This is a genomic window from Sphingomonas sp. 37zxx (assembly GCF_000786205.1).
Taxonomy (GTDB): Bacteria; Pseudomonadota; Alphaproteobacteria; order Sphingomonadales; family Sphingomonadaceae; genus Sphingomonas.
Genome location: NZ_JROH01000001.1, coordinates 190,863 through 216,642 on the forward strand (window position 1 = coordinate 190,863; position 25,780 = coordinate 216,642).

The following is a 25,780-nucleotide window of genomic DNA, read 5'->3' on the forward strand; positions in this document are numbered from 1 at the left end:
GAGTGATCCCTCACGCCGCCACCACCGCCTTCGCCGCCTCGGCTGCCTCCAGTTCGGCTGCCTTAGCCTCGACCAGGCGGACGATGTGATCGACCATGCCTTCGTCCTGGACATGGTGGTCGGTGACGCCCGACAGATACACCATGTGTTTGCCATTGCCGCCGCCGGTGATGCCGATGTCGGTCTCGCGCGCTTCGCCGGGGCCGTTGACGACGCATCCCAGGACCGAGAGGCTCATCGGGGTGCGGATGTGCTGGAGGCGCTCTTCGAGCTTCTGGACGGTGCGGATCACGTCGAATCCTTGGCGCGAGCACGAGGGGCACGAAACGACGCGGACGCCGCGATTACGGATGCCAAGAGCCTTGAGGATTTCGAAGCCGACGCGGACTTCCTCCTCGGGCTCGGCCGATAGCGAGACGCGGATCGTGTCGCCGATGCCGTACCACAGCAGGCTGCCCATCCCGATCGCCGACTTGACGGTGCCGCCGACGAAGCCGCCCGCTTCGGTGATGCCCAAATGCAGCGGGCAATCGACGACTTCGGCGAGCTGCTGATAGGCGGCGACCGCCAGGAACAGGTCCGATGCCTTCACCGCCACCTTGAACTCGTGGAAGTCGTGGTCCTGGAGTAATTTGATATGGTCGAGCGCCGATTCGACCAAAGCCTCGGGGCAGGGCTCGCCATATTTCTCGAGCAGGTGGCGCTCGAGCGAGCCGCCATTGACGCCGATGCGGATCGCGCAGCCATTGGCCTTGGCAGCGCGCACGACTTCGGCGACGCGCGCGGGCGAACCGATATTGCCGGGGTTGATCCGCAGACAGGCAGCGCCGGCATCGGCGGCTTCGAGCGCGCGCTTATAGTGGAAATGAATGTCGGCAACGATCGGCACGCGCGCGGCGCGGACGATCTGGCCCAAAGCGGCGGTGCTTTCGACATCGGGGCAGGACACGCGGATGATGTCGGCCCCCGCCTCCTCGCAGCGACGGATCTGCGCGATCGTCGCGGCGGCGTCGCTGGTCGGCGCGTTGGTCATGGTCTGGACGGTCACCGGCGCGTCGCCGCCGACGGGAACATTACCCACCATGATCTGCCGGCTGCGGCGGCGGGTGATGTCGCGCCATGGTCTGATCGACATGAGAAATCTCGCTAACGGTTCGGTTACCTGGCACTGCCTATAGCGTCAGCAACCGCCGCACGAAAGCGCGCGTCCCCTATCGAAGGCCAGCCTAGTGCAGATGGAGGCGATTGCCGGGACCGACAAGCCGGCGGGGCAGCGCCATTATGGACTGGATTGGCTCCGCATCGCCGCCTTTGCGCTGTTGATCCTGTATCATATCGGCATGGTCTTTGCGCCCTGGCATTGGGTGATCGATACCCAGCGCAGCTATCCCGCGCTGATCGCGCCAATGGCGGCGCTGACGCCGTGGCGGCTGGCGCTGTTGTTCGCGGTATCGGGCTATGCATCGCGGATGCTGTTGCTGCGATCGGACAGCGCGCGCGCCTTCGTGCGGTCGCGCAACTGGCGACTGCTGCTGCCGCTGGCGTTCGGCATGGTGATGCTGGTGCCGATCGAGATGTGGGTCCAGATCGTCGATCACGGCTATCCGGGCAGCTACTGGCATTTCTGGACGCGCGATTATTGGCGGGTCGGATCGTTCTGGGGCGAGCTGTTTCCCAGTTGGGAGCATCTGTGGTTCGTCGTGTATCTATGGGCCTATACGATGGTCGCGGTGGCGATGGGCGCGCTGGGGCGGGTGCCGGGGCCAAGACTGGTCGGCTGGCTGCTGCACGGCGGGCGGCTGTTATGGGTGCCGATCGCGGTGATGGGCATCGTGCGGCTGGCGCTGTTGTTCACCGTGCCCGAGCAACAGGGATTGTTCACCGACTGGCCGGGGCATGCGACGTTTTTCCCTAGCTTCCTGTTCGGCTTCACGCTGGCGGCGCAGCCTGCGCTGTGGGCGGGTGTCGATCGCCTTTGGAAGCCCGCGCTGGCAATCGCGGTGGCGGCCGGCGCGGTGGTGGTGGCGACCGAGCTTCGCTATCAGGGCGAAGCGGTGCCGCCGCATCTGGTGATGATGGCCGATCGCTTTGCGCGGGTGGCGATGGGTTGGGCGATGATCCTGGCGCTGTTCCACCTCGCCGATCGCTATTGGAACCGCGACCATCGCTGGCGCAAGAGGCTGGGTGAGGCGGTGTTTCCCTTTTACCTGATCCACCACACCGCGATCGTGCTGATCGCGTGGGAGACGTTGGGGTGGGGGCTGTCACCCTGGGCCGAGTTCGCGCTGCTGCTGGGCGGGACGGTGGCGGCGTGTGTTGGCTTTTATCTGGTCGGGCGGCGCGTGCGCTGGCTGCGGCCGATAATTGGCCTGGCAAGTTCCTCCCCGGAACGGGAAGGGGGACCGCGTAGCGGTGGAGGGGGCTTTCCACGAGCAATGTCGCTTGTGGTGCCCCCCCTCCACCATGCTGCGCATGGTCCCCCTCCCCCTGCGGGGGAGGAATAAGGGGTCAGCCGTCGCCCAGGCGTTCGATGTCAGCACCGACGCCCTGGAGCTTTTCCTCGAGCCGCTCATAGCCGCGGTCGAGGTGATAGATCCGGCTGACCTGCGTCTCGCCCTGCGCCGCAAGCCCTGCGATGATCAGGCTCATCGACGCGCGAAGATCGGTCGCCATCACCGGCGCGCCGACCAGCGGGGTGCGCCCGCGCACCACCGCCGAACGCCCGGTCACCTGGATGTCGGCCCCCATCCGCGCCAGTTCGGGCACGTGCATGTAGCGGTTTTCGAAGATCGTCTCGGTCAGCAGGCTGGCACCCTCGGCTTGCGTCAGCATCGCCATGAACTGCGCCTGCATGTCGGTGGCGAAGCCGGGATAAGGCGCGGTCGACAGCGTCAGCGGCTTGAGGCCGTTTGAAGCTTGGATGAACAGCGAATCGCCGCGCTCTTCCACCGAAACGCCCGCGCTCACCAAGGCGGCGATCGTCGCGCGCATGTCGGCGGCGCTGGCCCCCACCAGATCGACCGCGCCGCCGGTGATCGCGGCGGCACAGGCATAGCTGCCCGCCTCGATCCGGTCGGGCATCACGCGATAGGTCGCGCCGTGCAGCCGGTCGCGGCCCTCGATCGTCAGTGTCTCACCGCCGATGCCGGTGATCGATGCGCCCATCGCCAGCAGGCAATTGCACAGATCGACGATCTCTGGCTCGCGCGCGGCATTTTCGATCACGCTGGTGCCGGTGGCGAGCACTGCCGCCATGATCGCATTCTCGGTCGCGCCAACCGACACGATCGGGAAGCTGACGCGCCCGCCGGGCAGTCGGGCGACGCCATTCACCTTGGGCGCGGTCGCCTTTACATAGCCCGCCGCCAGCTCGATCTCGGCCCCCAGCGCCTCGAGCGCCTTCAGATGCAGGTCGATCGGGCGGTTGCCGATCGCGCAGCCGCCGGGCAGCGACACCGTCGCCTCGCCCGCGCGCGCCAGCAGCGGCCCCAGCACCAGGATCGACGCGCGCATCTTGCGAACAATGTCATAGGGCGCGACCGTCGACGTCAGCCGCTGTGCGCGCATCGTCATCACCCGCCCGAAATCGGTGGGGTGCGCGCCCTCGACCATCGTCGACACGCCGAGCTGGTTGAGCAAATGGCCAAAGCCGTCGACATCGGCCAGCCGCGGCAAATTGCGCAGCGTCAGCGGCTCATCGGTGAGCAGCGCGCACGGCATGAGCGTGAGCGCCGCGTTCTTGGCCCCGGAAATGGCGATGCGGCCCTGCAGCCGATTGCCGCCGCGAATGATGATGCGATCCATGCGCGGCTTCTATCGCACCGGAACCACGGCGCAAGCTTCGCATTATCTGCCGATTGATCGAGGTTATGGCGGCGGCCCGAAACAAGGGTGATGGGCGCGACCAAACAGGGAGAATCATTGCGTGGCTGGGAGTTGTTTCGCCGAGGTATTGAGCGAGCATATTACGCTTACCGAGCATGAGCGCGAGGCGCTGGCCCGGCTGGAGGAGCGCAACCGCACGGTGAAGCGCGGATCGGTGCTTCGGCGCTCGCACGATACCGGCAACGAATTGTTCGTGCTGCGCAAGGGCATGATGATGACCTATGTCATCCTGGACGATGGCGCGCGGCAGATCCTGCGCTTTCATTTTCCCGGCGACATGCTCGGCCTGTCGGCGATCCTGTATGAAGAAGCGCCTGAGACGATCTGTGCGCTGTCCGAATGCGTCGTCTGTCCGTTCGAGAAATCGGGGTTGAGCGAACTGGTCGAAACCCATCCCCGGCTGGCGGCGATGATCCTGGTCTATGGCCAGATCGAGCGGGTGGCGCTGACCGATCGGCTAGCGGCGCTGGGGCGCACATCGGCCAAGGCGCGGGTGGGGTCGCTGTTGTTAGAACTACGCAACCGCCAGCGGACCGACGACAGCGGCACCGGCAATGGCTTCATGCTGGGGCTTACGCAGGAGGAAATCGGCGATGCGACCGGGCTGACGGCGGTGCATGTCAACCGGATGCTGCGGCAATTGGAAGAAGAGGGGATGATCGGCCGCGACGGCACCAAGGTCGCGATCCGCGATGAAGCGGGGCTGATGGCCGCGACCAATTATGTCGATCGCTACCAGGGGCTGGATCTGTCCTGGCTGCCCAAGGGGCGTTGACGCCGGGCCTGGCGGGTCAGGATTTCGCTCCGTCAGGCCTTTTCCAGCGTGCATTGCAGCGGATGCTGATTCTGGCGTGCCAGGTCCATCACCTGGCTCACCTTGGTCTCGGCGACCTCATAGGTGAACACGCCGCATACGCCGACGCCCTTTTGATGGACGTGCAGCATCACCCTGGTCGCCTCTTCCATATTCATGCGGAAAAAGCGCTGAAGGCACAGCACGACGAATTCCATCGGGGTATAATCGTCGTTGAGCATCAGCACGCGATATGGCGTCGGCTGTTTGGTCTTGGTCCGCGTCCGCGTGGCGACGCCCAGCGAATCGCGACCATTGTCGTTATCGCGGTCATCGCCGTCTTCGGCCATCAGCATCGGCGGATTGGTCTGGGTCAACATCACGCCCTGAAATATGGCATTTTGGGGGGCAAGGGCAAGAGTGCCGATGGGCGGGGTGGCAAGCTTTTGCATCCGCCGCCGCCCCGCCGATACCGCTACGTCAATCGATCGCGGCACGGATACCGATCCAAAGCTGGCGTGGCCGCGCGCGTTCGAGCGCCGTGCCGTTGAACCCGGTTTCGACCCGAGCGTCGAACAGGTTTTCCGCGCGCCCCTCGATCGCCAGTCCTTGCGCGACCGGCACCGCCAGCACCGCGTCGAGCGTCAGCGCGTCGCCGAGCGAGCGGCTGTTCTGGTCATCCTCGAATTGCTCACTGACATAGCGAAGCGCCGCAGAGGCGAGGAAGTCGTTCCTGGCCCAGCCGATCGTGCCCGCCGCCTGGTGCGCGGGCACCTGTGCGGGGCGCAGCCCGTCGAGCGCGGGCGCGAGCGGCCCGGCGGTGACGGTCGCGTCGGCATAGGCATAGGACAGCCCCAGCGTGAACGCGCCCAGCCGCGCGCGCCCGTCAATTTCGACCCCGCGCGATTCGATCGATTCGAGATTGTCGCGCCGGCGGTAAAAGCCCGCTGCCGAAACAAAGCCGACACCCGGGAAGGTGCCCGGCCCGCGCGCCACGGTGACGTTGGCGATCGCATCGTTCAGCCGGTTGGCGAACAAGGTCGCTGCCAGCGTGAAGCGGTCGTCGAACGCGAAATCGACCCCGGCCTCGATCCCTTCGAGCGTTTCGGGGGTGAGTTCGGCATTGGCGGCGGTGGCGTCGGCCCCGGCGCGGAAAGGGCGATACAGCTCGTTGGGGGTCGGCAGCCGCCAGCCGCGATACACCGCCGCGCGCAGCGTCAGCGGATCGGCGGCGGCATAGGCCAGGCCAAAGCGCCCGGTCGGCTGGGTGCCCGACCGATCGGCGAAGCGCGTGTCGGTCAGCGTCGCCCCGGTCGCCAGCGTCGCCTCGAACAGCCGCCCATCCTCGATCCACCAGCCGTCGAGCCGGCCATTGGCGTCGATTCGCAGGTCGCCCAATGTCGCCTTGAGGTCGACAAAGCCGCCCAGCGTCCGCGTGGTGCCGCCCGCGACGCGGCGGCGGGTGGGATTGGCGGCGACATAGGTGAATAATTCGCGCGTCTCGCCCGATGTTTCGCGAACGTCGCTGCCCAACCGCACCGACAGCGCCTCGCCCAATGGCGGCGCGATTTCGAATCGCGCGCCAAGCCCGGTGGCGGGGGTGTTGTACTGGTTCAGCGTCTGCGTCGCGGTGCTGCGATCGGCGGCGATCGCGGCAAAGCTGCTGGCGAAGCGGCGCGTCTGGACATAGCCAAGCGCCGACCAGCCCCAGCGCCCGCGCCCCACCAGCCGAACGCTGGCATCGGCGCCGTCGCTCTCGATCCCGGTAAATGCCTGGCCGCGCTCGCGCCGGTCGGTGAAGCCCTGCACCGTTGCCTGCAATTCGGTGTCGGCGGCGATGGCGAACACGGTGCGCGCCGATGCGTTGAATTGTTCATAGGGCGCGGCGCGATCGACCGCGCCGCGATCTTGCGCGATGATCGGCACGAAGCCGTCACCGCGCGCATAGCCGGCGGTAAAGCTGGCAAAGCCGCTGTCGCGCACCAGGCTGGCCGAACCTTGCGCATCGACCGAATTGCGCTCGCCATAGAAAATATCGGCGGTCAGCGGCGACAATTGATCGGGGGTGGCGCTGGTCATTTCGATCACGCCCGATAGCGCGCCCGAACCCCATAACGCGCTGCCGCCGCCGCGCTGCACGCGCACGCGGCCCAGGCGTGCGGGGGCGTAGGCGGGGAAGGCGACCCAGCCGGCGAACGGATCGGCCTGCGGCACGCCGTCGAGGATCAGCAGCGCGCGGCTGGAGGCGTTGCCGCCGATGCCGCGCAGCGTGATCCCCTGGCTGGTCGGGTTGGCCGATCGCGAATCGGCGCGGCGAAAGGATTGCAGGCCCGCGACATCGGCCAGCGCATCCTCGAGCCGATTGCTTGCGGTGCGGGTCAGCCGGTCACGTTCGAGGATCGCGATCGCGTCGGATCGGGGATCGACCTCGTCGATACCGCCGCCCGTCACGACGATGTCGGGCTGCGCTTGCCCGGGTAAGCTTTGCGCCAACACCGGGGTGGCGGTCCCCGCGAGCAGGGCGAAGGCGATGCGCCGGAGCGAATTGGGCCAGAGCGAATTGGGGGTTTGCAAAATGCCGGGCCTTCCAATGGATAGGCCCCATTCGGTGCATGCTCGGCGCGACGGGGTCAACCGCATTACCCCAAAGTACCATAGGCCCCCAAAACACCACAGATTTGGCTGGGCTGGCGCTGAACCCGCGCGCTATTGATCCTTCAGCCCAGCATCCGCTTGAGCATGCCGTCGCGCAGCACCAGATGGTGGCGCAAGGCGGCGGCGATGTGCCCGATCGCGGCGAGCAGCATCACCCAGCCGAGGATCTCATGCCCCTCATGCGACAGGTCGACGATCATGTCGTCGCGGGTGACGGGCAATTTGGGGACGCTGAACAGGTCGAAATAGGTGAGCGGATATTTGCCGCCCGACGAGAAGATATAGCCGCTGAGCGGCATCACCACCATCAGCGCATAGAGTGCGATATGTACGGCGGTGGCCAGCCGCGCTTCCTTCGCCGACATGCTGCCGGGCAGCGGCGGCGGTCGATGCGCCAGCCGCCAGCCGATCCGGACGACGATCAGCACCAGCAAGGTCAGCCCGAGCGATTTGTGCAGGCCCATCGCCTGAAAGCCGATATCCTCGAGCCAGTCGTGCAACAGCCCCAGCGCGAGGTTGATCAGGATCAGCGCCGCCATGCTCCAATGCAGGAAGCGGGCGACCGCGCCATAGCGATCGGCGGGGTGCAGGGCCTCAGCCACGTTTCATGAAGTGCATGGAGGGCTCGATATCGGTGAAATTGGGCACATCGGCCATGATGCCGGGCGTCGCGGGCGAGGCAAGCGCCGCCTGCAGCGAATCATTGTCGCCGAATTTGATCACCGCGATCGCGGTAAAGCCGGTATCGCCGGCACCGCTGGGAAACAGCGCATGGACGTCGGTCAGCCCGTGCGGCGTCCATCCCTCGCGCACCAGGCGCAGATGCTCGGCGGTGTAGTAATCGGCGTCGAATCGCGCCCCATCGCTTTTGGGGTAAGTGACCAGCAACATGCTCACAAGCGCTTCTCCCTCGGCGATCAACCTATACGCTATCCCCGCTTTGGCCCCAAGTCGAGCAGCGCGGGCAAATATCGCTATGCGGCCAGCAGATCGCGTTTGATGCCCAGCGTGACGATCAATCCTTCAGCCGCCCAGTTATAATCGATCGATCCGCCCAGCTGGCTCGAAACACTGCGCTTTACCAATTGGCTGCCAAATCCTTCGGCTTTGCCCGGCGCATCGACCGGCGGACCGCCGCGTTCGACCCAGGTGAGGACGACATGCTCGGATTCGGCCGCGCTGGTGACGTCGAGCGTGCCGGTGGGTTGCGACAGCGCGCCATATTTCATCGAATTGGTCGCGAGTTCGTGGATGATCAGCGCGATGCCCGTCGCCGCCGCCTCGCCGACGCCGAGCCGCTCCACCGAGACCCGAATCCGCCCCTTGAACGCGCCCAGGTCGTTATACGGGGCCAGCAGGATCGAAATCAGGTCGCCCAGCAGCGCCGCGCCGCCCTGGCCATTGGGCAGCGGGCGGACCAGATCATGCGCGCGCCCCAATGCCGCCAGCCGCCCGGTAAGCTCGCGCGCCATCTCCGTCGTGCTGGTCGCCGATCGCGAAGTGATCGCGGTCAGGCCGGTGGCGATGGCGAGCAGATTCTTGACGCGGTGGCTCATTTCGCCCGCCAGCAGCTCATGGCCTTCCTCGGCCTGTTTGCGCCCGGTGACGTCGAGGAAGATGCCGAACATCGTGCGCCCGACGATGCCGACATCCTCGCCCTGGCCGCGCGCGGCGATCCAGCGGACTTCGTCGCCGATCAGGATGCGAAAATCGGTCTCATAGGCACCCAGTGTCGCGCGGGTCGCGGCGAAGGCCGATCGCACGCGGTCGCGATCGGCGGGGTGAATGCGCAGCGACAATTCAGCAAAGGTGACCTTGTCGCTCCACGCGACGCCCCACAGCTGGAAGCCGCGTATGTCCATCGTCAGCAGGTCGGTATCGACGTTCCATGCCCATAAGGCCACGCCCGCAGCGTCGATCGCCAAGCGGAGATGCTCGGCCTGCCACTCATGTGCCTTGGGCAGATCAGCGGCCATGTCGTCACCTTGGGTTGATATGTTTCAGCGACCGTTGCGAACCAGTATTCAGCGAGCGTTAAGGGATGAAACGGGGCTTCGTCTAGCCATTATTAGCGGTTTTTAGGGCAGGCGACCGCGGGATTATGGCAGCCCGGCGCACGGCTTCAGATGTCCTCGACCAGCCGGCGATATAGTTCCGGCCGCCGATCGCGAAAAAAGCCCATGCCGGCGCGGTTCTTCTTCACCCGCGCCAAATCGAGCGTGGCGGTCAGCACGCCTGTCTCCTCCGCCCCGAATTCGGCAAGCATTTCGCCATATTCGTCGCAGATGAAGCTGTGGCCGTAAAATGCCTGGCCATGCTCGACGCCGATGCGATTCGACGCGACCACCGGCACGACGTTCGACACCGCATGGCCAAGCATCGCGCGCCGCCACATATGCCGCGTGTCGAGTGTGGCATCATGCGGTTCGGCCCCGATCGCGGTGGGATAGAACAGGATTTCGGCCCCCATCAGCATCATCGCTCGCGCAACTTCGGGATACCATTGGTCCCAGCACACCCCGACGCCGAGGCGGGCGGCGGGGCCGTCCCACACTTTGAAGCCGGTATTGCCGGGGCGGAAATAGAATTTCTCCTCATAGCCCGGGCCATCGGGAATGTGGCTCTTGCGATAGACCCCCTGCACGCCGCCATCGGGGCCGATCATCGCCAGCGAATTATAATGATGCGGCCCGTCGGCCTCGAAAAAGCTGGTGGGGATGTAGAGGTTCAGCTCGTCAGCGAGGCGCTGCATCGCCAGCACCGCGGGATGTTCGGTAACGGGCCGCGCGGTGGCGAACCATTCCTCCTCCTCGGTACGGCAGAAATATTCACCCTCGAATAGTTCCGGGGGAAGCACGACCTGCGCGCCCTTGGCATGTGCCTCGCGCACAAGCTCGGTGACCGCGGCGATGTTGGCGCCGAGGTCGGGGCCAAAGGCAAGCTGCATCGCGGCGACGGTGATGGTGGTCATGGGCTACCTCTTCTGGTCCCCCTCCCGCTTGCGGGAGGGGTTAGGGGTGGGCGTATCCGCACACTGGTTTGCCGGTGATGGATAGCCCCACCCCCGACCCCTCCCGCAAGCGGGAGGGGGGAATTAGATTCGCGGCAATTGCTGGCTGATGCAGTGGAAACTCCCACCACCCGTCAGGATATGGTCGGCGCGCAGCCCCACCGCTTCGCGATCCGGGAACAGCGCCTGCACCGCCGCGACGGCGGCTGCGTCGTTGGGCATGCCATAGGTCGGCACCGCGACCGCTGCATTGCCGATATAGAAGTTCATATAGCTGGCGGGCACCACGTCGCCCTCGACGATCACCCGGCCGGGCGAGGGCAGGCGGACGACGTCGACCCCGAACGCCTCGGCACGGCGCACCGCGTCCTGATAGATCAGCCAATTGGGGTCGTTTTCCTCCGGGGCCGGGATCGCCAGCCGGTTGACCCCGACGAAGCGCGCAAGGTTGTCGACATGGCCGTCGGTATGGTCGTTGACCAGCCCGTCGCCCAGCCACAGCACGCGATCATAGCCGAGATCGCTCAGCAGCCGCGCCTCGGCATCCTGCTGCGACAGCGCGGCATTGCGATTGCGGTTGAGCAGGCATTGCTCGGTCGTGACGACCAGCCCGGTGCCGTCGCCGTCGATCGATCCGCCCTCGATCACCCAGTCGCAGGTTTCGAAACGCAAGCCCTGCCGCCGTGCCAGCCGCGCGCCGACATCCTCATCGCCGGGAAAGTGGAACTTGCCGCCCCAGCCGTTGAAGCCGAAATCGCGCGCGCTGCCGTCGCCGGTGACGATCGCGGCGGTATCGCGCAGCCAGACATCGCCAAAGGGTTCGACGATCAGTTCGACCTGCGCGTCGATCAGCGGGCGCGCGGCGGCGGCGGCTTCGGCATCGGCGGCGACCAGCAACACCGTCTCGCCGCGCCCTTGGGCAGCGATCGCGTTGGCAAAAGCGGCGGTCTCGGCGCGCGCGCCGTCGATCGGCGCGCCCCAGATGTCGGGGTCACTGGGAAAGCCGATCCACACCGCATCATGCGATGCCCATTCGGGGGGAGGGGGGAGAGTCATGGCGCGCGATGTAATGGGGGAAGCGGTGGGAGGAAAGCATCTTCCCCCCTTTGCGGGAAAGGTGCCCCCTTATTTCACCCCCGCCCGGCTCTTGTCGCGGATCGCGCGGAATTCGTCGCCGGCCACCCAGTTGGGCCACGCATCGCTCGTCGCCAGCGCGCGCCCGACGGCGTAGTACAGGTCGAGGTCGCGCTGCACCCCGTCCCAGCGCCATTTGGGATCGAACTCGTCCTTGGGGCCGTGATAGGCGTTTTTCTCATAGGCTGCGGCATAAGCCTCGCCCGCCGCGACGCCGCCTTCGACCAGATCGTTGCCGCCATCGACATACAGCATCGGCACGCCATGCTTGGCGAGGCTGAAATGGTCCGATCGGTAATAATAGCCCTTTTCGGGGGTCGGCTCGGGGCTGGCGACGCGGCCCTGCGCCGCCAGCGCGCGGTTGAGGTAGCCGTCTAGCTCGGACTTGCCTGCGCCGACCACGGTCACGTTCTTCGCCGGGCCAGCCATTTGCAGTGCGTCCATATTGACCCCGCCGACGGTTCTGGCATGCGGATAGACCGGGTTGTCGCCATAATAAGCGCTGCCCAGCAGCCCCGATTCCTCCCCGGTTACCGCCAGGAACACCTGGCTGCGCGGCGTCGCGCCCGCTGCCGCATTGGCCTTGGCCAGCGCGACCAGCGCGGCGGTGCCCGTCGCATTGTCGATCGCGCCGTTGCAGATGTCGTCGCCATCGGGCGCAGCTTCACAGCGGCCGAGATGATCCCAATGCGCGGTATAGAGCACCACCTCGTCGGGTCGCGCGGTGCCCGGCAGGATACCGATCACGTTTTTCGAGGCGTGCTTGCGGACCTGATTGTCAAAGCTCACCGAAGCCTTCACGCCGGTCAGCGGCACCGGCTTGAACCCCTTGCGCGCGGCGGCGGCGGCGAGCTGATCGAAATCCTTGCCCGCGCCCGCGAACAGCGCCTTGGCCTGATCGAGCTGGATCCAGCCGATCGCCTTGCTCTCGCTCGCGCCGCCATCGGCGCTGTCGGCCAATTGCTGCGCGCCGGTCCAGCTCGACTGGACGACGTTCCAGCCATAGGCGGCGGGCGCGGTCTGGTGGACGATGATCGCGGCGGCGGCACCCTGGCGCGCGGCTTCTTCATATTTGTAGGTCCAGCGGCCATAATAGGTCATCGCCCGCCCGCCGAAGTCGCCGGTCATGTCCTTGCTCGCCCAATCGGGATCGTTGATCAGGATGACGACGGTCTTCCCCTTCACATCGACCCCGGCATAGTCGTTCCACCCGCGCTCGGGCGCGTTGACGCCATAGCCGACGAAGACGACGTCGGAGTCTTTCAGGTCGATGCGCGGCGTGACTCGATAGGTGCCGATCACCATTTGCGGGCCATAGGCTAGGCGCATCGGAGTCTTGCCGCCGGTGAAGGTCAGCGGCGATACGTTGCGCGCGGTGATTTCGACCAGCGGCACATCCTGGAACCATTCGCCCTGGTTGCCCGGCTCCAGCCCTGCCGCCTGAAATTGTTCGACGAGATAAGCGAGCGTCTTTTCCTCACCCTTGGTGCCCGGCGCGCGGCCTTCATATTCGTCCGACGACAGGGTCTTCACCGCATCGCGAAAGGTGTCGATCGGCACCGTCTGCGCGCTGGCGGCGGTCGAGGCGAGGAGGAGGCAGGCGAGGGGAAGGATCGCGGGGGGAAGGATACGCATCGGATACTCCGGCGGAAGGGGATGCGCGCGATGGTAGCCGCAGCGGGGGGCTTGTCCACACCTGCCCACCGATCGTCATTCCCGCGAAGGCGGGAATCCATGGTCTCGGACGTCGGCAATGAGCGGCAAGCTTCGCCTTTATGGATTCCCGCCTTCGCGGGAATGACGAGGCAGGCGATTGCGCGCCGCATGAAAAAGGGCGGCACCTTTCGGCACCGCCCTTTTCCTGAAACTGCGTCGCGGCAAAGCTGCGCCGTCGCTCGGTGCCGGATTTAGCTGCGCTAAATCCCGTGCATCAGCGCGAGTAGAATTCGACCACCAGATTCGGTTCCATCTTCACCGGATACGGCACCTCGTCGAGCGTCGGCACGCGGGTGAAGGTCACCTTGGCGTTGCCGTCGGGCGCGATGTAATCGGGGATGTCGCGCTCGGCCAGCGTCTGTGCTTCCATCACCAGCGCCATCTGCTGTGCCTTGCTGCCCAGCGAGATTTCGTCGCCCGGCTTGATCCGGCGCGAGGCGATGTTGCACTTCACGCCGTTCACGCGGATGTGGCCGTGGTTCACGATCTGGCGCGCCGAGAAGATCGTCGGTGCGAACTTGGCGCGATACACCACCATGTCGAGCCGCTGCTCGAGCAGGCCGATCAGCTTCTGGCTGGTATCGCCCTTCAGGCGTGCCGCCTCGACATAGGTCGAATGGAACTGCTTTTCGGTGACTTCGCCGTAATAGCCCTTGAGCTTCTGCTTGGCGCGAAGCTGGATGCCGAAGTCCGACACCTTGCCCTTGCGGCGCTGGCCGTGCTGGCCGGGGCCATATTCACGCTTGTTGACGGGCGATTTGGGACGACCCCAAATATTCTCGCCCATCCGCCGATCGAGCTTGTACTTGGCGCTGTTGCGCTTCGACATACGTTAAGTCCTTGTAGCAATTGCGGTTGACCGCACGGCCGAATGCCATGCGATCCCGGTCGTCGCGCTGCTTGGATCGGCCTGACCTTAAACGAAAAGTCATTGGGACCGGCAGGACCACCGCTTCACCGGGGTGCGGGGTCGATTGCGAAGCCGTGGCCGTTAGCGGCGAGGGGGCTGCGAGTCAAGCTGGACAGGCTGCGCCGCCTGCGCGAAAGCGGCGGGCATGGCCGATATTCTTCCCCCCGCCGATTGCACCACCATGCGCGATGTTCGTGCCGGCGTCGATGCGCTCGACGCGCAACTGGTGGCGCTGCTCGCCACGCGCTTTGGCTATATGGACGCCGCCGCGCGCATCAAGCCCGAGCGCGGCCAGGTCCGCGACGAAGCGCGCAAGGCGCAGGTGATCGCCAATGCGCAAGCGCATGCCCGCGACATGGGTGTGCCCGAGGCGGTGGTCGGCGAGTTGTGGGAACGGCTGGTCGAAGCGTCGATCGCCTATGAACTGGCGGCGTTCGACCGGCGCTAACCCGCGTCAGCGTTTTTGCGGCTTGGCCAAAGCGGTCAGCATCCCGCGCACCGTCCGCACCTCCTGCGCGCTCCAATTGGGCTTGGTCAGCAGCGTCCGCATCATCCGCTTGGTCACCGGGGTGCGATCGGGCGGGAAGAAATAGCCCGCCTCCTCCAGCATCGAATCCCATTGGCCGATCATGCCGTCGAGATCGGCCTGCAGCGCGGGCGGATCGGGCTCGATGCGCGATGGCTGCGCCAGCGCGACATGCTTCGACCATTCATACGCGACCACCATCACCGCTTGCGCCAGGTTGAGCGATCCGAATTCGGGGTTGATCGGCACGGTGATGATCGTCCGCGCGATCGCGACATCGTCGCTGTCGAGCCCTGAACGCTCAGGCCCGAACAGGATCGCCGCGCGCGACGAATCGCTATGGATCGCCACCGCCGCCTGTTCGGGCGTCATGACGGGTTTGACGACGCCGCGCCGCCGCACCGTCGTCGCAAACACATGCGCGCAATCGGCGACCGCGTCGGCGACGCTGTCATAGACCGTCGCCTCGGCCAGCACGCGATCGGCCCCGCTGGCGGCCGGGCCGGCGCTGGGATTGGGCCAGCCGTCTCGCGGTGCCACTAGCCGCAGCTCGGTCAGCCCGAAATTGAGCATCGCCCGCGCCGCCTTGCCGATATTTTCGCCGAGCTGGGGGCGGACAAGGATGAGGACGGGGGGCGGGGCGAGTTGGGGTGCGGAATGATCCTCTTCCCCGTTCGTCCTGAGGTGGGGCTGAGCTTGTCGAAGACCCGTATCGAAGGACTTTTTCGCCAGCGCCTGCACCGCGGCCCAATCGCCGCGGATCAACGCCTCCTTCTTGGGACGCCCCCAGCCCTTAAGCTGCAACTCGACCTGCAACGCCTCGGCGCGAGAAGGAAAATCGGCCGACCACAGGAACTCGACCGGCAGCCGGGTCTGGGTATAGCCGGGCATTTCGCCCGCCTGATGCTGCGCGATCCGCCGTTCAAGGTTATCGGTGTGGCCGACATAATAATGTCCGTCGGAGCAGCGCAGAATATAGGTGTGGAATGCCACTCGCGGTCCTTCGATGCGCGGTTTGGATGGGGTGCTAAACGGTATGCGGCTTGCGGAAAAGAAGCCAGCGACAGCGTTTTTCCTCTCCGTTCGTCCTGAGTAGCCATTGAGCTTGTCGAAATGGCGTATCGAAGGACTGGGTCGCGTGGGGCAATGTCCTTCGATACGGGTCTTCGCCTTCGCTCAGCCCCACCTCAGGACGAACGGGGTAAGGAACGAACCCTTCACCCCCGCGCCACCTCGGTCACGCTGCCGGCGAATTCCTCGAAATCGCGTGCCTCGCGAAAGTCCTTATACACGCTCGCGAAGCGGATATACGCCACCGAATCGAGGCCCTTGAGCCCCTCCATCACCATCTCGCCGATCCGCTTCGTCCCCACCTCGGTCTCGCCCGAGGTTTCGAGCTGGCGCTGGATGCCCGATACCAATTGCTCGATCTGCGGCGCGGCGATCGGGCGCTTGCGGCAGGCGATCGAGATTGATCGGATCAGCTTTTCGCGGTCGAACGGTTCGCGGCGGTCCTCGCTCTTGAGCACCGACAGCTCGCGCAACTGAATCCGCTCGAACGTGGTGAAGCGCGCGCCGCAGGCCGAGCATTGACGACGGCGGCGGATCGCGCCGCCGTCCTCGCTCGGGCGGCTGTCCTTTACCTGGCTGTCTTCATGGGCGCAGAAAGGACAGCGCATTCAGACCCGCTTCTTGCCCTTGTAATACGCATAGCCAGCGCCGGCGGCAGCGCCGATGATCGGGCCGATGAACGGCACCGGGATCGCGATGACCGCACCCAATGCGCCCCATTTTGCCATGCTCTTGCCGAGCGTCTTGTCGATGCCGGTGTCGTTCTGGTTCATGTTCAAAGCTCCGGATAGATCGGGAAGCGCTCGCACAATGCGCGCACCCTCAACCGAACGTCGGCCTCGACCGAAGGGTCCCCATGTTCGCCGTTCGCCGCCAGCGCGTCGAGCACGTCGGCGATCATGTTGCCGATCTCGCGGAACTCGGCGGTGCCAAAGCCGCGCGTGGTACCCGCGGGGCTGCCGACGCGGATGCCGCTGGTCTTCATCGGCGGCAGCGGATCGAACGGGATGCCGTTCTTGTTGCAGGTGATCGCCGAACGCTCGAGCGCCTCGTCGGCGTCCTTGCCGGTCACCTTGAGCGGGGTCAGGTCGACCAGCGCCAGATGCGTGTCGGTGCCGCCCGAGACGAGGTCCGATCCGCGCTCTTTCAGCGTCGCCGCCAGCACCTTGGCGTTTTCGACCACGGCGGCGATATAGCTCTTATATTCGGGGCGAAGCGCCTCGCCGAACGCGACCGCCTTGGCGGCGATGACGTGCATCAGCGGGCCGCCCTGAAGGCCGGGGAACACCGCCGAGTTGAACTTCTTGGCCAGCGCCTCGTCATTGGTCATGATCATGCCGCCGCGCGGACCGCGCAGCGTCTTGTGCGTCGTCGTCGTCACGACATGCGCGTGGCCGAAGGGCGAGGGGTGATGCCCCGCCGCGACGATGCCCGAAAAATGCGCCATGTCGACCAGCAGATAGGCCCCGACTTCATCGGCGATCGCGCGAAACTTGGCGAAATCGATCTGGCGCGGATAGGCCGAACCGCCGGCAAAGATCAGCTTGGGACGATGCTCCTTGGCCAATGCCTCGACCTGGTCGAAATCGATCAGGTGATCCTCGCGGCGAACGCCATATTGCACCGCGTTGAACCATTTGCCCGACTGCGCCGCCTTGGCACCGTGCGTCAAATGACCGCCGGCATCGAGGCTCATGCCCAGGATCGTGTCGCCGGGCTTGGCCAGCGCCAGCATCACCGCGCCATTGGCCTGCGCCCCCGAATGCGGCTGGACGTTGGCAAAGCCACACCCGAACAGCGCCTTGGCGCGCTCGATCGCCAGCGTCTCGACCTCGTCCGACGGCGCGCAGCCCTGATAATAGCGCTTGCCGGGATAGCCCTCGGCATATTTGTTGGTGAAGACCGATCCTTGCGCCTGCAGCACCGCCTTCGACACGATGTTCTCGCTCGCGATCAGCTCGATCTGGTGGCGTTCGCGGTCCAGCTCATGCTCGATGCCCGCGAAGATTTCGGGATCGCTCGAGGCGAGGTCGCGGGTGAAAAAGCCGTCGGGCTGAAGGTCGTGCAGGGTTTGCGGATTGGTGCTCATGCGGCGGTACCTTTCGGATGGGCGCCAGCATCTGGAGCGGCGCACCGGTCGGCTGTGTCCTTAGATGCTGGCGAAGCCGAACGCCACCCACCATTAAGGGGGTATGCCCCAATCCGCCTCCCCGCCCGCCAGCCGCTTCGCCGCCATTCCCGCCAACGCCCGGTTGCTCGGCTTCGCGGGGCTGCTGCCGCAAATCGCTGCCTTCGCCGCGATCCTGCCGGGCAATCCTGAATGGGCGTTTTCGGCGCAGGCGCTGGCGTTCGCCTATGCCGCGATCATCTTCAGCTTTCTGGGTGGCCTGTGGTGGGGCCTTGCCGCCGCCGCGCCTGCCCATACCGCGCGCGGATGGGTGTTCGGCATGGCGGTGCTGCCGTCGCTGGTGGCGCTGGTGAGCACCATCCCCTGGGCGGTCGGGATGACCTGGCCGGGGCCGTCGCTGATGCTGCTGGGATTGGGGATTGTCGGCAGTCTGGCGATCGATCGCCGGCTGGTGGCGGAAGGGATCGCGCCGCCATGGTGGATGACGCTGCGGGTGCCGCTGTCGCTGGGGCTGGGCGGGCTGACGCTGGCGATCGGGGTGATGAGCTAGGCGCGTTTCCCCAGCCCGTTTTCCTGGCCCGTTTTCCTGGCCCGTTTTCCTGGCCCGTTTTCCCGCAACCCGTTTCGCGTTGCCCTAATCCCCCAGCACCGGCGCGCCCAGTTTGCCCACGCGCCGTGCATGGCGCTCGCCGCCGAACTCGGTCGCCAAGAACGCCGCGACGCACGCCTTGGCCATCTCCACCCCCACCAGCCGCGCGCCCAGCGCGATGACATTGGCGTCGTTATGCTCGCGCGCCAACGCCGCCGACAGCGGTTCGTTGACCAATGCCGCGCGGCAGCCGGGGTGGCGGTTGACCGCGATCGAGATGCCGATCCCCGATCCACACAAGGCGATGCCGATCGCATCGCTGCCAGCCACCGCTTGCGCCAGCCGATAGCCATAATCGGGATAGTCGACGCTCGCGCCGTCATGCGGCCCCAGATCGTCGACCGCATGGCCACCCTCGCGCAGCCAGCCTGCCAGTGCCGCCTTGAGCTCCAACGCGGCATGATCCGAAGCGATGATGATGTTGCGTTGCACGGGCGGGTTCTCTCAGGTTCGCGGGAATGCTGCGCGTATCTAGCTTCGAGCGATCGATAGCGCCACCACCCCCCGTGGACATATCGCCTTCACCCGCCGCGCCTGGCCCCGCGCCGGTGTTGACATCGAAGCGTCACACAGCATCACTATCGGCGGTTGGATGCACGGACCCGTCCGCGCGCTTCCTTGAAGGATAGCCCATGGCCTCGCTTGCAAAAGCCCCCAAGAACCACGCCGTCCGCGACGCGGTGCATCGTCACGAGCATTTGTCGAAGCAGGGGCTGCTCGAACGCGCCTTTTCCTTCGCGTTTCGCGGGCTGGTCTATGCCCAGATATGGGAAGACCCTGAAGTCGATCTCGAGGCGCTGGCGATCACGCCCGATTGCCATGTCGTGACGATCGCCTCGGGCGGCTGCAACGTGCTGAGCTATCTCACCGCTGATCCGGCCGCGATCACGGCGGTCGATCTCAACACCGCGCACATCGCGCTCGGCAAATTGAAGATCGCCGCCGCGCGGCATCTGCCCGATCACGCCGCCTTCCACCGCTTCTTCGGCGAGGCCAACCGCCCCGACAATATCGACGCCTATCGCAAATATGTCGCGCCGCATCTCGACGAGACCAGCCGGCGTTATTGGGAAGGGCGCGGGCTGATCGGCAAGCGCCGCATCTCGGGTTTCTCCAAGGGCTTTTACAAGCGCGGGCTGCTCGGCGGCTTCATCGGTGCGGCGCATCTGGTCGCCAAGCTCTATGGCATCGATCCGCGAATCATCCTCCAGGCCAAAACGATCGAGGAACAGCGCCAGATTTTCGAGACCAAGCTGGCGCCGGTGTTCGACAAGAAGTTCGTCCGCTGGCTCACCGACCAGCCGGCCTCGCTGTTCGGCCTCGGCATCCCCCCTGCGCAATATGTCGCGCTGGCGGGCGACGATCCCGAGGGGATTTCGGCGGTGCTCAAGCAGCGGCTCGAAAAGCTCGCCTGCGACTTCGCGCTCGCCGATAATTATTTCGCCTGGCAGGCGTTTGGGCGCGGCTATGGCGAGGGACCGGCGGCGTCGCTGCCGCCCTATCTCAAGCCCGCCAATTACCAGGCGGTGGTCGATCGCGTCGATCGCGTCGAGGTGCGCCATGCCAATATGTGTGACTATCTCGAATCGATGCCCGATGCCTCGCTCGATCGCTACATATTGCTCGACGCGCAGGATTGGATGACCGACGAGGTACTGACCCGGCTGTGGACCGGCATCACCCGCACCGCCCGCCCCGGCGCGCGCGTGCTGTTCCGCACCGCCGCCGCGCCGACGCTGCTGCCGGGCCGCGTGCCCGACTCGATCCTCGATCGCTGGGACTATCGCGCCGATGAATCGCTCGATTACACCCGCCGCGACCGATCGGCGATCTATGGCGGCGTCCATCTGTACGTGTTCAAGCGATGAGCGAGGCACAGCGCCATGCCGGGCAGATGGATTCGATCTATGCCACCCAGCGGCATTTCTATGACCTGACGCGCAAATATTATCTGCTCGGGCGCGACCGGCTGATCCGCCACCTGATGCCGCCGCCACAGGGAACGGTGCTCGAAGTCGGCTGTGGCACCGGGCGCAATCTGATCGTCGCCGCGCGCCGCTGGCCGCAGGCGCATTGCTATGGCTTCGACATTTCGCAGGCGATGCTCGAAACCGCGCGCGCCAATGTCGCCAGGGCGGGGCTGTCGCATCGGATCACGCTGGCGCAGGGCGATGCCACCGATTTCGCCCCAGCCGCCCTGTTCGGCGTGCCCGCGTTCGACCGCGTGTTCATGAGCTATACGCTGTCGATGATCCCCGATTGGCAGGGCGCGATCGCCGCTGCTGCCGCCGCGCTCGCACCCGGCGGGCAATTGCACATCGTTGATTTCGGCCAGCAGGAACGGTTGCCGCGCCCGTTCCGCACCGGGCTGTTCGCCTGGCTGCGCAAGTTCGACGTCACCCCGCGCGGCGATCTGTTGCGCATCGTGGAGAGCGCGGCGGATGCGGCGGGCGGGGTTGCGTGCTTTAGACCGCTCTATCGCGGCTATGCCTGGGCGGCGGAGGTCAGGCGGCCAGCCTGAGCTCCAGCCGACCCCAGATCTCACATAATGCGGCGGTCAGGTCGCGCATCATCGCTTCGTCATGCGCGGGGCCGGGGGTGAAGCGAAGCCGCTCGGTACCGCGCGGGACGGTCGGATAATTGATCGGCTGGACGTACACGCCATATTCGGCGAGCAGGATGTCGCTGATCTTCTTGGCCTTCACCGGATCGCCCACCATCAGCGGCACGATATGCGTGGTCGAATCCATCACCGGGAGGCCGGCTGCGTCGAACATCGCCTTGAGCCGCGCGGCAGCGGCCTGTTGCCCGTCACGCTCCTCGCACGAGCCCTTCAGATGCCGCACGCTCGCAAGCGCGCCTGCCACCAGCACCGGCGATAGGCTGGTGGTGAAGATGAACCCCGGCGCATAGCTGCGGATCACGTCGACGATCGTGCGATCGGTGGCGATATAGCCGCCCATCACCCCGAACGCCTTGCCCAGCGTGCCCTCGACGATCGTCAGCCGGCTGGCGCATTCGTCGCGCTCCGAAATGCCGCCGCCGCGCGTACCGTACATGCCAACGGCATGAACTTCGTCGAGGTAGGTCAATGCGTTATATTTGTCGGCCAGATCGCAGATCGCGTGGATCGGCGCGACATCGCCATCCATCGAATAGACGCTTTCGAACGCGATCAGCTTGGGCACGCCCTCTTCTTCGGCGGCGAGCAATTCTTCGAGATGCGCCAGGTCGTTGTGGCGGAACACCCGCTTTTCGCAGCCCGAATTGCGGATACCCGCGATCATCGATGCGTGGTTCAGTTCGTCTGAAAAGATGATGCAGCCGGGCAGCAGCTTGGCGATCGTCGACAGCGTCGCCTCGTTCGAGACATAGCCGCTGGTGAACAGCAGCGCTGCTTCCTTGCCGTGCAGGTCGGCAAGCTCATGTTCCAGATCGACATGATAATGGGTGTTGCCGCCGATATTGCGCGTGCCGCCCGATCCTGCGCCAACATCGTGCAGCGCTTCTTCCATCGCCGCGATCACCTTGGGGTGCTGCCCCATCGCCAGATAGTCGTTCGAACACCAGACGGTGATCGGTTTCGGCCCGTTATGGCCGGCGAAGCAGCGTGCGTTGGGAAACGCGCCCTTGTTCCGCAAAATGTCGATGAACACGCGGTAACGCCCTTCGGCGTGCAGTCGATCGATCGCTTGCGAAAAAACGCGCGCATAATCGATTGCGGGCTTGGCCTCTCGTATCATGGGGTGCCACCTAGCGAATGAGGCGGTGGATTTCCAGTCGAAAGCCCCAAATCCCGTAGCGCACTCAGTGAAGGGGAATCGTCGGCAACCACGCTGTTGCTCTGGATCAATGCGCGCGTTCGATCATTATGATAGAGAAAATCCATCGCGGTGCGTCCGAGTCTCAAGCCGGCCCGCGAGGGAGCAACAGCCTTCCGCTTGCATATTAGGAGCTTCTTGCGATGAGCAGCCGAAGCGAGACCGATTATTTCGCGCAGCGTGAGCGCCAGGAACTCGCGCGCGCCGATCGCTGTAGCGATATCGCCGCGCGTCTGGCGCATCTGGGCATGGCGAAACGCTATCACGCCCGGGTCGAAGTCGCCCCGATGGTTGCCGCGCCCCCGACCTCCGGCTCCTCTGCGAGCTGAACCGCGCTGTTTCAGAGCGATTCGATCCGCTCCAGCCCGCGGGCCAGCAGCGCGGGTGCCAGCGCTGCAGTCTCTGTATCGATTCGGGTAAATACCGCAACACCGGGGGCGGGTGAGGCGGGCCAGGCCTGATCTTGCGTCAGATACGCCACGCGACGCGCAATCCCATCCCCCCCATCGACGAAGCGCACCGGCCCCGGTGCCACCGCGATCAGCCGATCGGCGACCAGCGGAAAATGGGTGCAGGCGTTGACGATCGCATCGATCTTGGCTGCTCCCGGCTGGTCATACAGCCCCGCCAGCACCGCGCGATACGCCGAATCGGGCTGGCGCTGTCCGCGCAGTTCGGCCTCGGCCAGCGCCACCAGCTCGGCCGAGCCGTGGCGGATCACCGTGCAATCGGCGGCGAAGCGCGCCGCCAGGTCATCGACATAGGGCTGGCGCACCGTCGCCTGCGTCCCCAGCACCCCGAAGCATCGCGTGCGGCTGATCGCCGCCGCCGGCTTGATCGCGGGCACCGTGCCCACCACCGGCAGGTCGAGCGCCGCGCGCACCGCTGCCAGCGCGATCGTCGATGCGGTGTTGCAGGCGATCACGATCAATCGCGGGCGATAGCGTTCGGCCAGCCGCCCCAGCAGCGCCGGCACCCGCGCGGCGATTTCGGCCTCGCTTCGCGTGCCATAGGGATAGCCCGCCGAATCGGCGACATAGACGTAGGACGCCTGCGGCAGCAGCGCGCGCGTCGGGGCCAGCACCGAAAGGCCGCCGACCCCGGAATCGAAAAACAGGATCGGGCGCGGATCGGTCATGCTCGAGGGCCTCTAAGCATCCGCCGCCGGCTTGCCAACGTCGCCGCGCATCGAACCCTGCACGCTGATCCATGTCGTTGCGGATCGGGCACAACCCGCCTAATCTGGCGCGATCGACGAGGGGTAGGGCGTGCAAACCGAAATATTGTGGGTCGCACCGGCAGCGGCGTTGGCGATTGGCTATCTGCTGGGCAGTATTCCGTTCGGCGTGCTGCTGACGCGCATGGCCGGTGCCGGCGATTTGCGGACGATCGGATCGGGCAATATCGGTGCCACCAACGTGCTCCGAACCGGGCGCAAGGGGCTGGCGGCTGCGACGTTGCTGCTCGATGCGCTCAAGGGCGCGGTGGCGATCCTGATTGTCGAGGCGATTGCGCCCGGCAACGGCGTGCTGGCCGCCGCCGCCGCCTTTATCGGGCATTGCTATCCGGTGTGGCTGCGCTTTCGCGGTGGCAAGGGGGTGGCGACGCTGATGGGCATCGTGCTGGTGCTGCACTGGCCCTCAGCGGTGATCTATGCGGTGGTGTGGCTCGGCCTGCTTGGCTTGCTGCGGATCTCATCGGTGGCGGGGCTGGCGGCGGCGTTCAGTGCGCCGGTGGGGGCAGCGGCGATGGGGCGGTTCGATCTGGTGCTGTTGCTACTGGCGCTGGCGCTGATCGTGCTGTGGAAGCACCGCCAGAATATCGAACGGCTGATGAACGGCACCGAGCCCCGCATCGGCGCGGCGCAGCGTGGCTGACGCCACCGGGGCGGCGGGCGAGCGGCTGGCGCATCTGCGCCTGATCCGCTCAGCCCGAATCGGCCCGGTCAGCTTCGCGCAACTGCTCGCCCGCTTCGGCAGCGCCAGCGCCGCGCTTGAAGCATTGCCGATGCTCGCGGCGCGCGGGGGTGGCGCAGCACCGCGAATCGCCGATGAACGCGCGGTGCGTGACGAGATTGCGCGGGTTCAGCGGCTGGGCGCGCGCTATTGCATGATCGGTGACGCCGATTACCCCGCCTTGCTCGCGGCGACCGAAACAGCACCGCCTGCGCTGATCGTGCGCGGTGACGTGGCGCTGCTGGCGCGCACCTGCATCGCGATGGTCGGCGCGCGCAACGCCTCGGCAGCGGCATGCCGCTTTGCCCGGCTGCTCGCGCATGCGCTGGGCGAGGCGGGGGTGACCGTCATTTCCGGCCTGGCGCGCGGGATCGACACCGCCGCGCATCACGGCGCGATCGAAAGCGGCACGGTCGGCGTGATCGCCAGCGGCATCGACATCGCCTTTCCGCCCGAAAATGCCGAGCTTCAGGCGCGGGTGGGCGATCAGGGGCTGCTGATCGCCGAACAGCCGCCGGGCACCGAGCCGTTGGCGCGCTTCTTCCCCTCGCGCAACCGGATCATCGCCGGCTGCGCGGTCGGCACCGTGGTGGTCGAGGCGGCGCCGCGATCGGGATCGCTCATCACCGCGCGGCTGGCGGCCGAAGCCGGGCGCGAAGTGATGGCGGTGCCCGGCAGCCCGCTCGATCCGCGCGCGCAGGGGTGCAATCTGCTGATCCGCGAGGGCGCGACATTGGTGCAGTCCGCCGACGACATCCTCGAGGCGGTTCGCCCGATCGACCCGCGCGCGCTTCGCTCGCCCGGCAGCGGCTGGCAAGGGCCGCCGCCCGCCGATGCCAGTGACGCCGAACGCCGCACGATCGCGGCCCTGCTCGGCCCGGTGCCGGTGAGCGTCGACGAACTGATCCGCCAATCGGGCCAGGCCCCCGCCGTGGTGCAGACGGTGCTGCTCGAACTCGAACTGGCAGGCCGGTTGGAACGGCACGCCGGCGGGCGGGTGAGCCTGATTGCCTGAGCTTTCAGCCGCGCAGGGGCCTATCCGCGCAGGCTGATGTGCGCGGCGCGCAATGCCAGCGGATAGAGCAATTCATTCTCGGTCCGGATTCGGTTGCCCAGCCGCTGCATCAGGCCATCGGTTGCATCGGCGAAACGCTCCCAATCGGCGGCAATCGCATCCTGCGTCCAATGCGCGGCATAGGCGGTGAAATCGGCGGCAAGCGACTGATGCACCGCGATCGCATCGCGCGCCATCGCCGCTGCCCCTTCATCCTTGCTCAGGATCAGCAGCGGATAAATGTCGGCATCCTCATTCGCCAGATGATCGCAAAGCTCGGTGGCAAGGGCGCTCAGCGCGCGCCGGCCGCCCTCTGCATCGGCTGCCCCTTGCGCGGCGCGCATCAGCTCGCCGGCAAGCACGCCGATCGCCTTGTGTTCGCGGATGAGGCGTTCGAACGAATACATGGACGCGCAATACCTGTCGGTTGGGGGCAAGCGGACCATGCCATCCCAGGCTTAACACTTGGTATG

At 66.0% G+C, this 25,780-nt stretch carries 28 protein-coding genes; 9 read left to right on the forward strand and 19 right to left on the reverse strand.

The features are described 5' to 3' along the window. Positions 1 to 10 precede the first annotated feature (10 nt). Complete coding sequence (ispG, locus tag QU44_RS00920; protein WP_033919504.1) at positions 11 to 1,135, reverse strand: flavodoxin-dependent (E)-4-hydroxy-3-methylbut-2-enyl-diphosphate synthase; 1,125 nt, start codon at positions 1,133 to 1,135, stop codon at positions 11 to 13. Between the two features lie 100 nt (positions 1,136 to 1,235). On the opposite strand from ispG, the gene QU44_RS00925 reads away from it, so the two are divergent. Beyond that, on the forward strand, positions 1,236 to 2,504 hold the full coding sequence (locus tag QU44_RS00925; RefSeq protein ID WP_052134192.1) for an acyltransferase family protein: 1,269 nt from the start codon (positions 1,236 to 1,238) through the stop codon (positions 2,502 to 2,504). A 4-nt stretch (positions 2,505 to 2,508) separates the two neighbouring features. Here the strand turns inward: QU44_RS00925 and murA are convergent, their stop codons facing one another. After that, positions 2,509 to 3,804 (reverse strand): UDP-N-acetylglucosamine 1-carboxyvinyltransferase, encoded by a 1,296-nt coding sequence (murA, locus tag QU44_RS00930; protein WP_033919506.1) that lies wholly within the window; start codon positions 3,802 to 3,804, stop codon positions 2,509 to 2,511. A gap of 121 nt (positions 3,805 to 3,925) precedes the next feature. Between murA and QU44_RS00935 the strand changes: the two genes are divergently transcribed. After that, complete coding sequence (locus QU44_RS00935; RefSeq protein ID WP_231621567.1) at positions 3,926 to 4,660, forward strand: Crp/Fnr family transcriptional regulator; 735 nt, start codon at positions 3,926 to 3,928, stop codon at positions 4,658 to 4,660. 32 nt (positions 4,661 to 4,692) lie between these two features. Here QU44_RS00935 and clpS read toward each other — a convergent pair whose 3' ends face one another. The 9 genes from clpS to rpsD form a co-directional block, all read right to left on the reverse strand. Next, entirely contained in the window at positions 4,693 to 5,028 is a 336-nt protein-coding gene (clpS, locus tag QU44_RS00940; protein WP_033919603.1) for an ATP-dependent Clp protease adapter ClpS, read from the reverse strand. Between the two features lie 130 nt (positions 5,029 to 5,158). Next, positions 5,159 to 7,252: a TonB-dependent receptor gene (locus QU44_RS00945; RefSeq protein ID WP_033919508.1), complete on the reverse strand. Its 2,094-nt coding sequence runs from the start codon at positions 7,250 to 7,252 to the stop codon at positions 5,159 to 5,161. A gap of 143 nt (positions 7,253 to 7,395) precedes the next feature. Continuing rightward, positions 7,396 to 7,935, reverse strand: a complete 540-nt coding sequence (locus tag QU44_RS00950) for a cytochrome b (RefSeq protein ID WP_269429152.1) — start codon at positions 7,933 to 7,935, stop codon at positions 7,396 to 7,398. Next, positions 7,928 to 8,224 carry an EthD family reductase gene (locus tag QU44_RS00955; RefSeq protein ID WP_081987778.1) on the reverse strand — a complete coding sequence of 99 codons (297 nt, stop codon included), beginning with the start codon at positions 8,222 to 8,224 and terminating at the stop codon, positions 7,928 to 7,930. The genes QU44_RS00950 and QU44_RS00955 overlap by 8 nt, the downstream gene beginning before the upstream one ends. 83 nt (positions 8,225 to 8,307) lie before the next feature. Next, complete coding sequence (locus tag QU44_RS00960; RefSeq protein WP_033919510.1) at positions 8,308 to 9,309, reverse strand: sensor histidine kinase; 1,002 nt, start codon at positions 9,307 to 9,309, stop codon at positions 8,308 to 8,310. Between the two features lie 146 nt (positions 9,310 to 9,455). Continuing rightward, on the reverse strand, positions 9,456 to 10,304 hold the full coding sequence (gene aguB / locus QU44_RS00965; RefSeq protein ID WP_033919512.1) for an N-carbamoylputrescine amidase: 849 nt from the start codon (positions 10,302 to 10,304) through the stop codon (positions 9,456 to 9,458). Positions 10,305 to 10,427: 123 nt separating this feature from the next. Continuing rightward, positions 10,428 to 11,399 (reverse strand): agmatine deiminase family protein, encoded by a 972-nt coding sequence (locus QU44_RS00970; RefSeq protein WP_033919513.1) that lies wholly within the window; start codon positions 11,397 to 11,399, stop codon positions 10,428 to 10,430. 69 nt (positions 11,400 to 11,468) lie between these two features. Further along, a complete protein-coding gene (locus QU44_RS00975) occupies positions 11,469 to 13,112 on the reverse strand; it encodes a M28 family metallopeptidase (RefSeq protein ID WP_033919514.1) in 1,644 nt (547 codons plus the stop codon). A 295-nt stretch (positions 13,113 to 13,407) separates the two neighbouring features. After that, positions 13,408 to 14,022, reverse strand: coding sequence for a 30S ribosomal protein S4 (gene rpsD, locus QU44_RS00980; RefSeq protein WP_033919516.1), 615 nt, complete (start codon positions 14,020 to 14,022; stop codon positions 13,408 to 13,410). Between the two features lie 226 nt (positions 14,023 to 14,248). Between rpsD and QU44_RS00985 the strand changes: the two genes are divergently transcribed. Next, positions 14,249 to 14,551, forward strand: a complete 303-nt coding sequence (locus QU44_RS00985; protein WP_033919518.1) for a chorismate mutase — start codon at positions 14,249 to 14,251, stop codon at positions 14,549 to 14,551. A 6-nt stretch (positions 14,552 to 14,557) separates the two neighbouring features. Here the strand turns inward: QU44_RS00985 and QU44_RS00990 are convergent, their stop codons facing one another. From QU44_RS00990 to glyA, 4 genes are all read right to left on the reverse strand, one after another. After that, the gene (locus QU44_RS00990) at positions 14,558 to 15,622 is read right to left on the reverse strand and encodes a TrmH family RNA methyltransferase (protein ID WP_081987779.1); all 1,065 of its coding nucleotides are present in this window, start codon (positions 15,620 to 15,622) and stop codon (positions 14,558 to 14,560) included. A 224-nt stretch (positions 15,623 to 15,846) separates the two neighbouring features. Beyond that, on the reverse strand, positions 15,847 to 16,308 hold the full coding sequence (gene nrdR / locus QU44_RS00995) for a transcriptional regulator NrdR (protein WP_033919519.1): 462 nt from the start codon (positions 16,306 to 16,308) through the stop codon (positions 15,847 to 15,849). Next, entirely contained in the window at positions 16,309 to 16,473 is a 165-nt protein-coding gene (locus QU44_RS18440) for a hypothetical protein (RefSeq protein ID WP_197054203.1), read from the reverse strand. A 2-nt stretch (positions 16,474 to 16,475) separates the two neighbouring features. After that, positions 16,476 to 17,789 carry a serine hydroxymethyltransferase gene (gene glyA, locus QU44_RS01000; RefSeq protein ID WP_033919521.1) on the reverse strand — a complete coding sequence of 438 codons (1,314 nt, stop codon included), beginning with the start codon at positions 17,787 to 17,789 and terminating at the stop codon, positions 16,476 to 16,478. 103 nt (positions 17,790 to 17,892) lie between these two features. Between glyA and QU44_RS01005 the strand changes: the two genes are divergently transcribed. After that, entirely contained in the window at positions 17,893 to 18,378 is a 486-nt protein-coding gene (locus QU44_RS01005; RefSeq protein ID WP_052134193.1) for a DUF3429 domain-containing protein, read from the forward strand. An 84-nt stretch (positions 18,379 to 18,462) separates the two neighbouring features. On the opposite strand, the gene rpiB is transcribed toward QU44_RS01005, so the two are convergent. Next, positions 18,463 to 18,909 (reverse strand): ribose 5-phosphate isomerase B, encoded by a 447-nt coding sequence (gene rpiB / locus QU44_RS01010; RefSeq protein ID WP_033919523.1) that lies wholly within the window; start codon positions 18,907 to 18,909, stop codon positions 18,463 to 18,465. A 200-nt stretch (positions 18,910 to 19,109) separates the two neighbouring features. Between rpiB and QU44_RS01015 the strand changes: the two genes are divergently transcribed. Then, complete coding sequence (locus QU44_RS01015) at positions 19,110 to 20,345, forward strand: DUF3419 family protein (protein WP_033919524.1); 1,236 nt, start codon at positions 19,110 to 19,112, stop codon at positions 20,343 to 20,345. Continuing rightward, complete coding sequence (locus tag QU44_RS01020) at positions 20,342 to 20,998, forward strand: class I SAM-dependent methyltransferase (RefSeq protein ID WP_033919526.1); 657 nt, start codon at positions 20,342 to 20,344, stop codon at positions 20,996 to 20,998. Before QU44_RS01015 ends, QU44_RS01020 begins: the two co-directional genes overlap by 4 nt. Here QU44_RS01020 and hemA read toward each other — a convergent pair. Then, on the reverse strand, positions 20,982 to 22,220 hold the full coding sequence (gene hemA / locus QU44_RS01025; RefSeq protein ID WP_033919527.1) for a 5-aminolevulinate synthase: 1,239 nt from the start codon (positions 22,218 to 22,220) through the stop codon (positions 20,982 to 20,984). The genes QU44_RS01020 and hemA overlap by 17 nt on opposite strands. Before the next feature lie 221 nt (positions 22,221 to 22,441). Between hemA and QU44_RS01030 the strand changes: the two genes are divergently transcribed. Further along, positions 22,442 to 22,627, forward strand: coding sequence for a hypothetical protein (locus QU44_RS01030; RefSeq protein WP_033919528.1), 186 nt, complete (start codon positions 22,442 to 22,444; stop codon positions 22,625 to 22,627). Positions 22,628 to 22,638: 11 nt separating this feature from the next. On the opposite strand, the gene murI is transcribed toward QU44_RS01030, so the two are convergent. Then, positions 22,639 to 23,436 carry a glutamate racemase gene (murI, locus tag QU44_RS01035; RefSeq protein ID WP_033919530.1) on the reverse strand — a complete coding sequence of 266 codons (798 nt, stop codon included), beginning with the start codon at positions 23,434 to 23,436 and terminating at the stop codon, positions 22,639 to 22,641. Between the two features lie 130 nt (positions 23,437 to 23,566). On the opposite strand from murI, the gene plsY reads away from it, so the two are divergent. Beyond that, positions 23,567 to 24,175 (forward strand): glycerol-3-phosphate 1-O-acyltransferase PlsY, encoded by a 609-nt coding sequence (gene plsY, locus QU44_RS01040; RefSeq protein ID WP_033919531.1) that lies wholly within the window; start codon positions 23,567 to 23,569, stop codon positions 24,173 to 24,175. Further along, on the forward strand, positions 24,168 to 25,268 hold the full coding sequence (gene dprA, locus QU44_RS01045) for a DNA-processing protein DprA (RefSeq protein ID WP_052134194.1): 1,101 nt from the start codon (positions 24,168 to 24,170) through the stop codon (positions 25,266 to 25,268). Before plsY ends, dprA begins: the two co-directional genes overlap by 8 nt. Before the next feature lie 20 nt (positions 25,269 to 25,288). Here the strand turns inward: dprA and QU44_RS17290 are convergent, their stop codons facing one another. After that, positions 25,289 to 25,714, reverse strand: coding sequence for a hemerythrin domain-containing protein (locus QU44_RS17290; RefSeq protein ID WP_052134195.1), 426 nt, complete (start codon positions 25,712 to 25,714; stop codon positions 25,289 to 25,291). Positions 25,715 to 25,780: the final 66 nt, after the last annotated feature.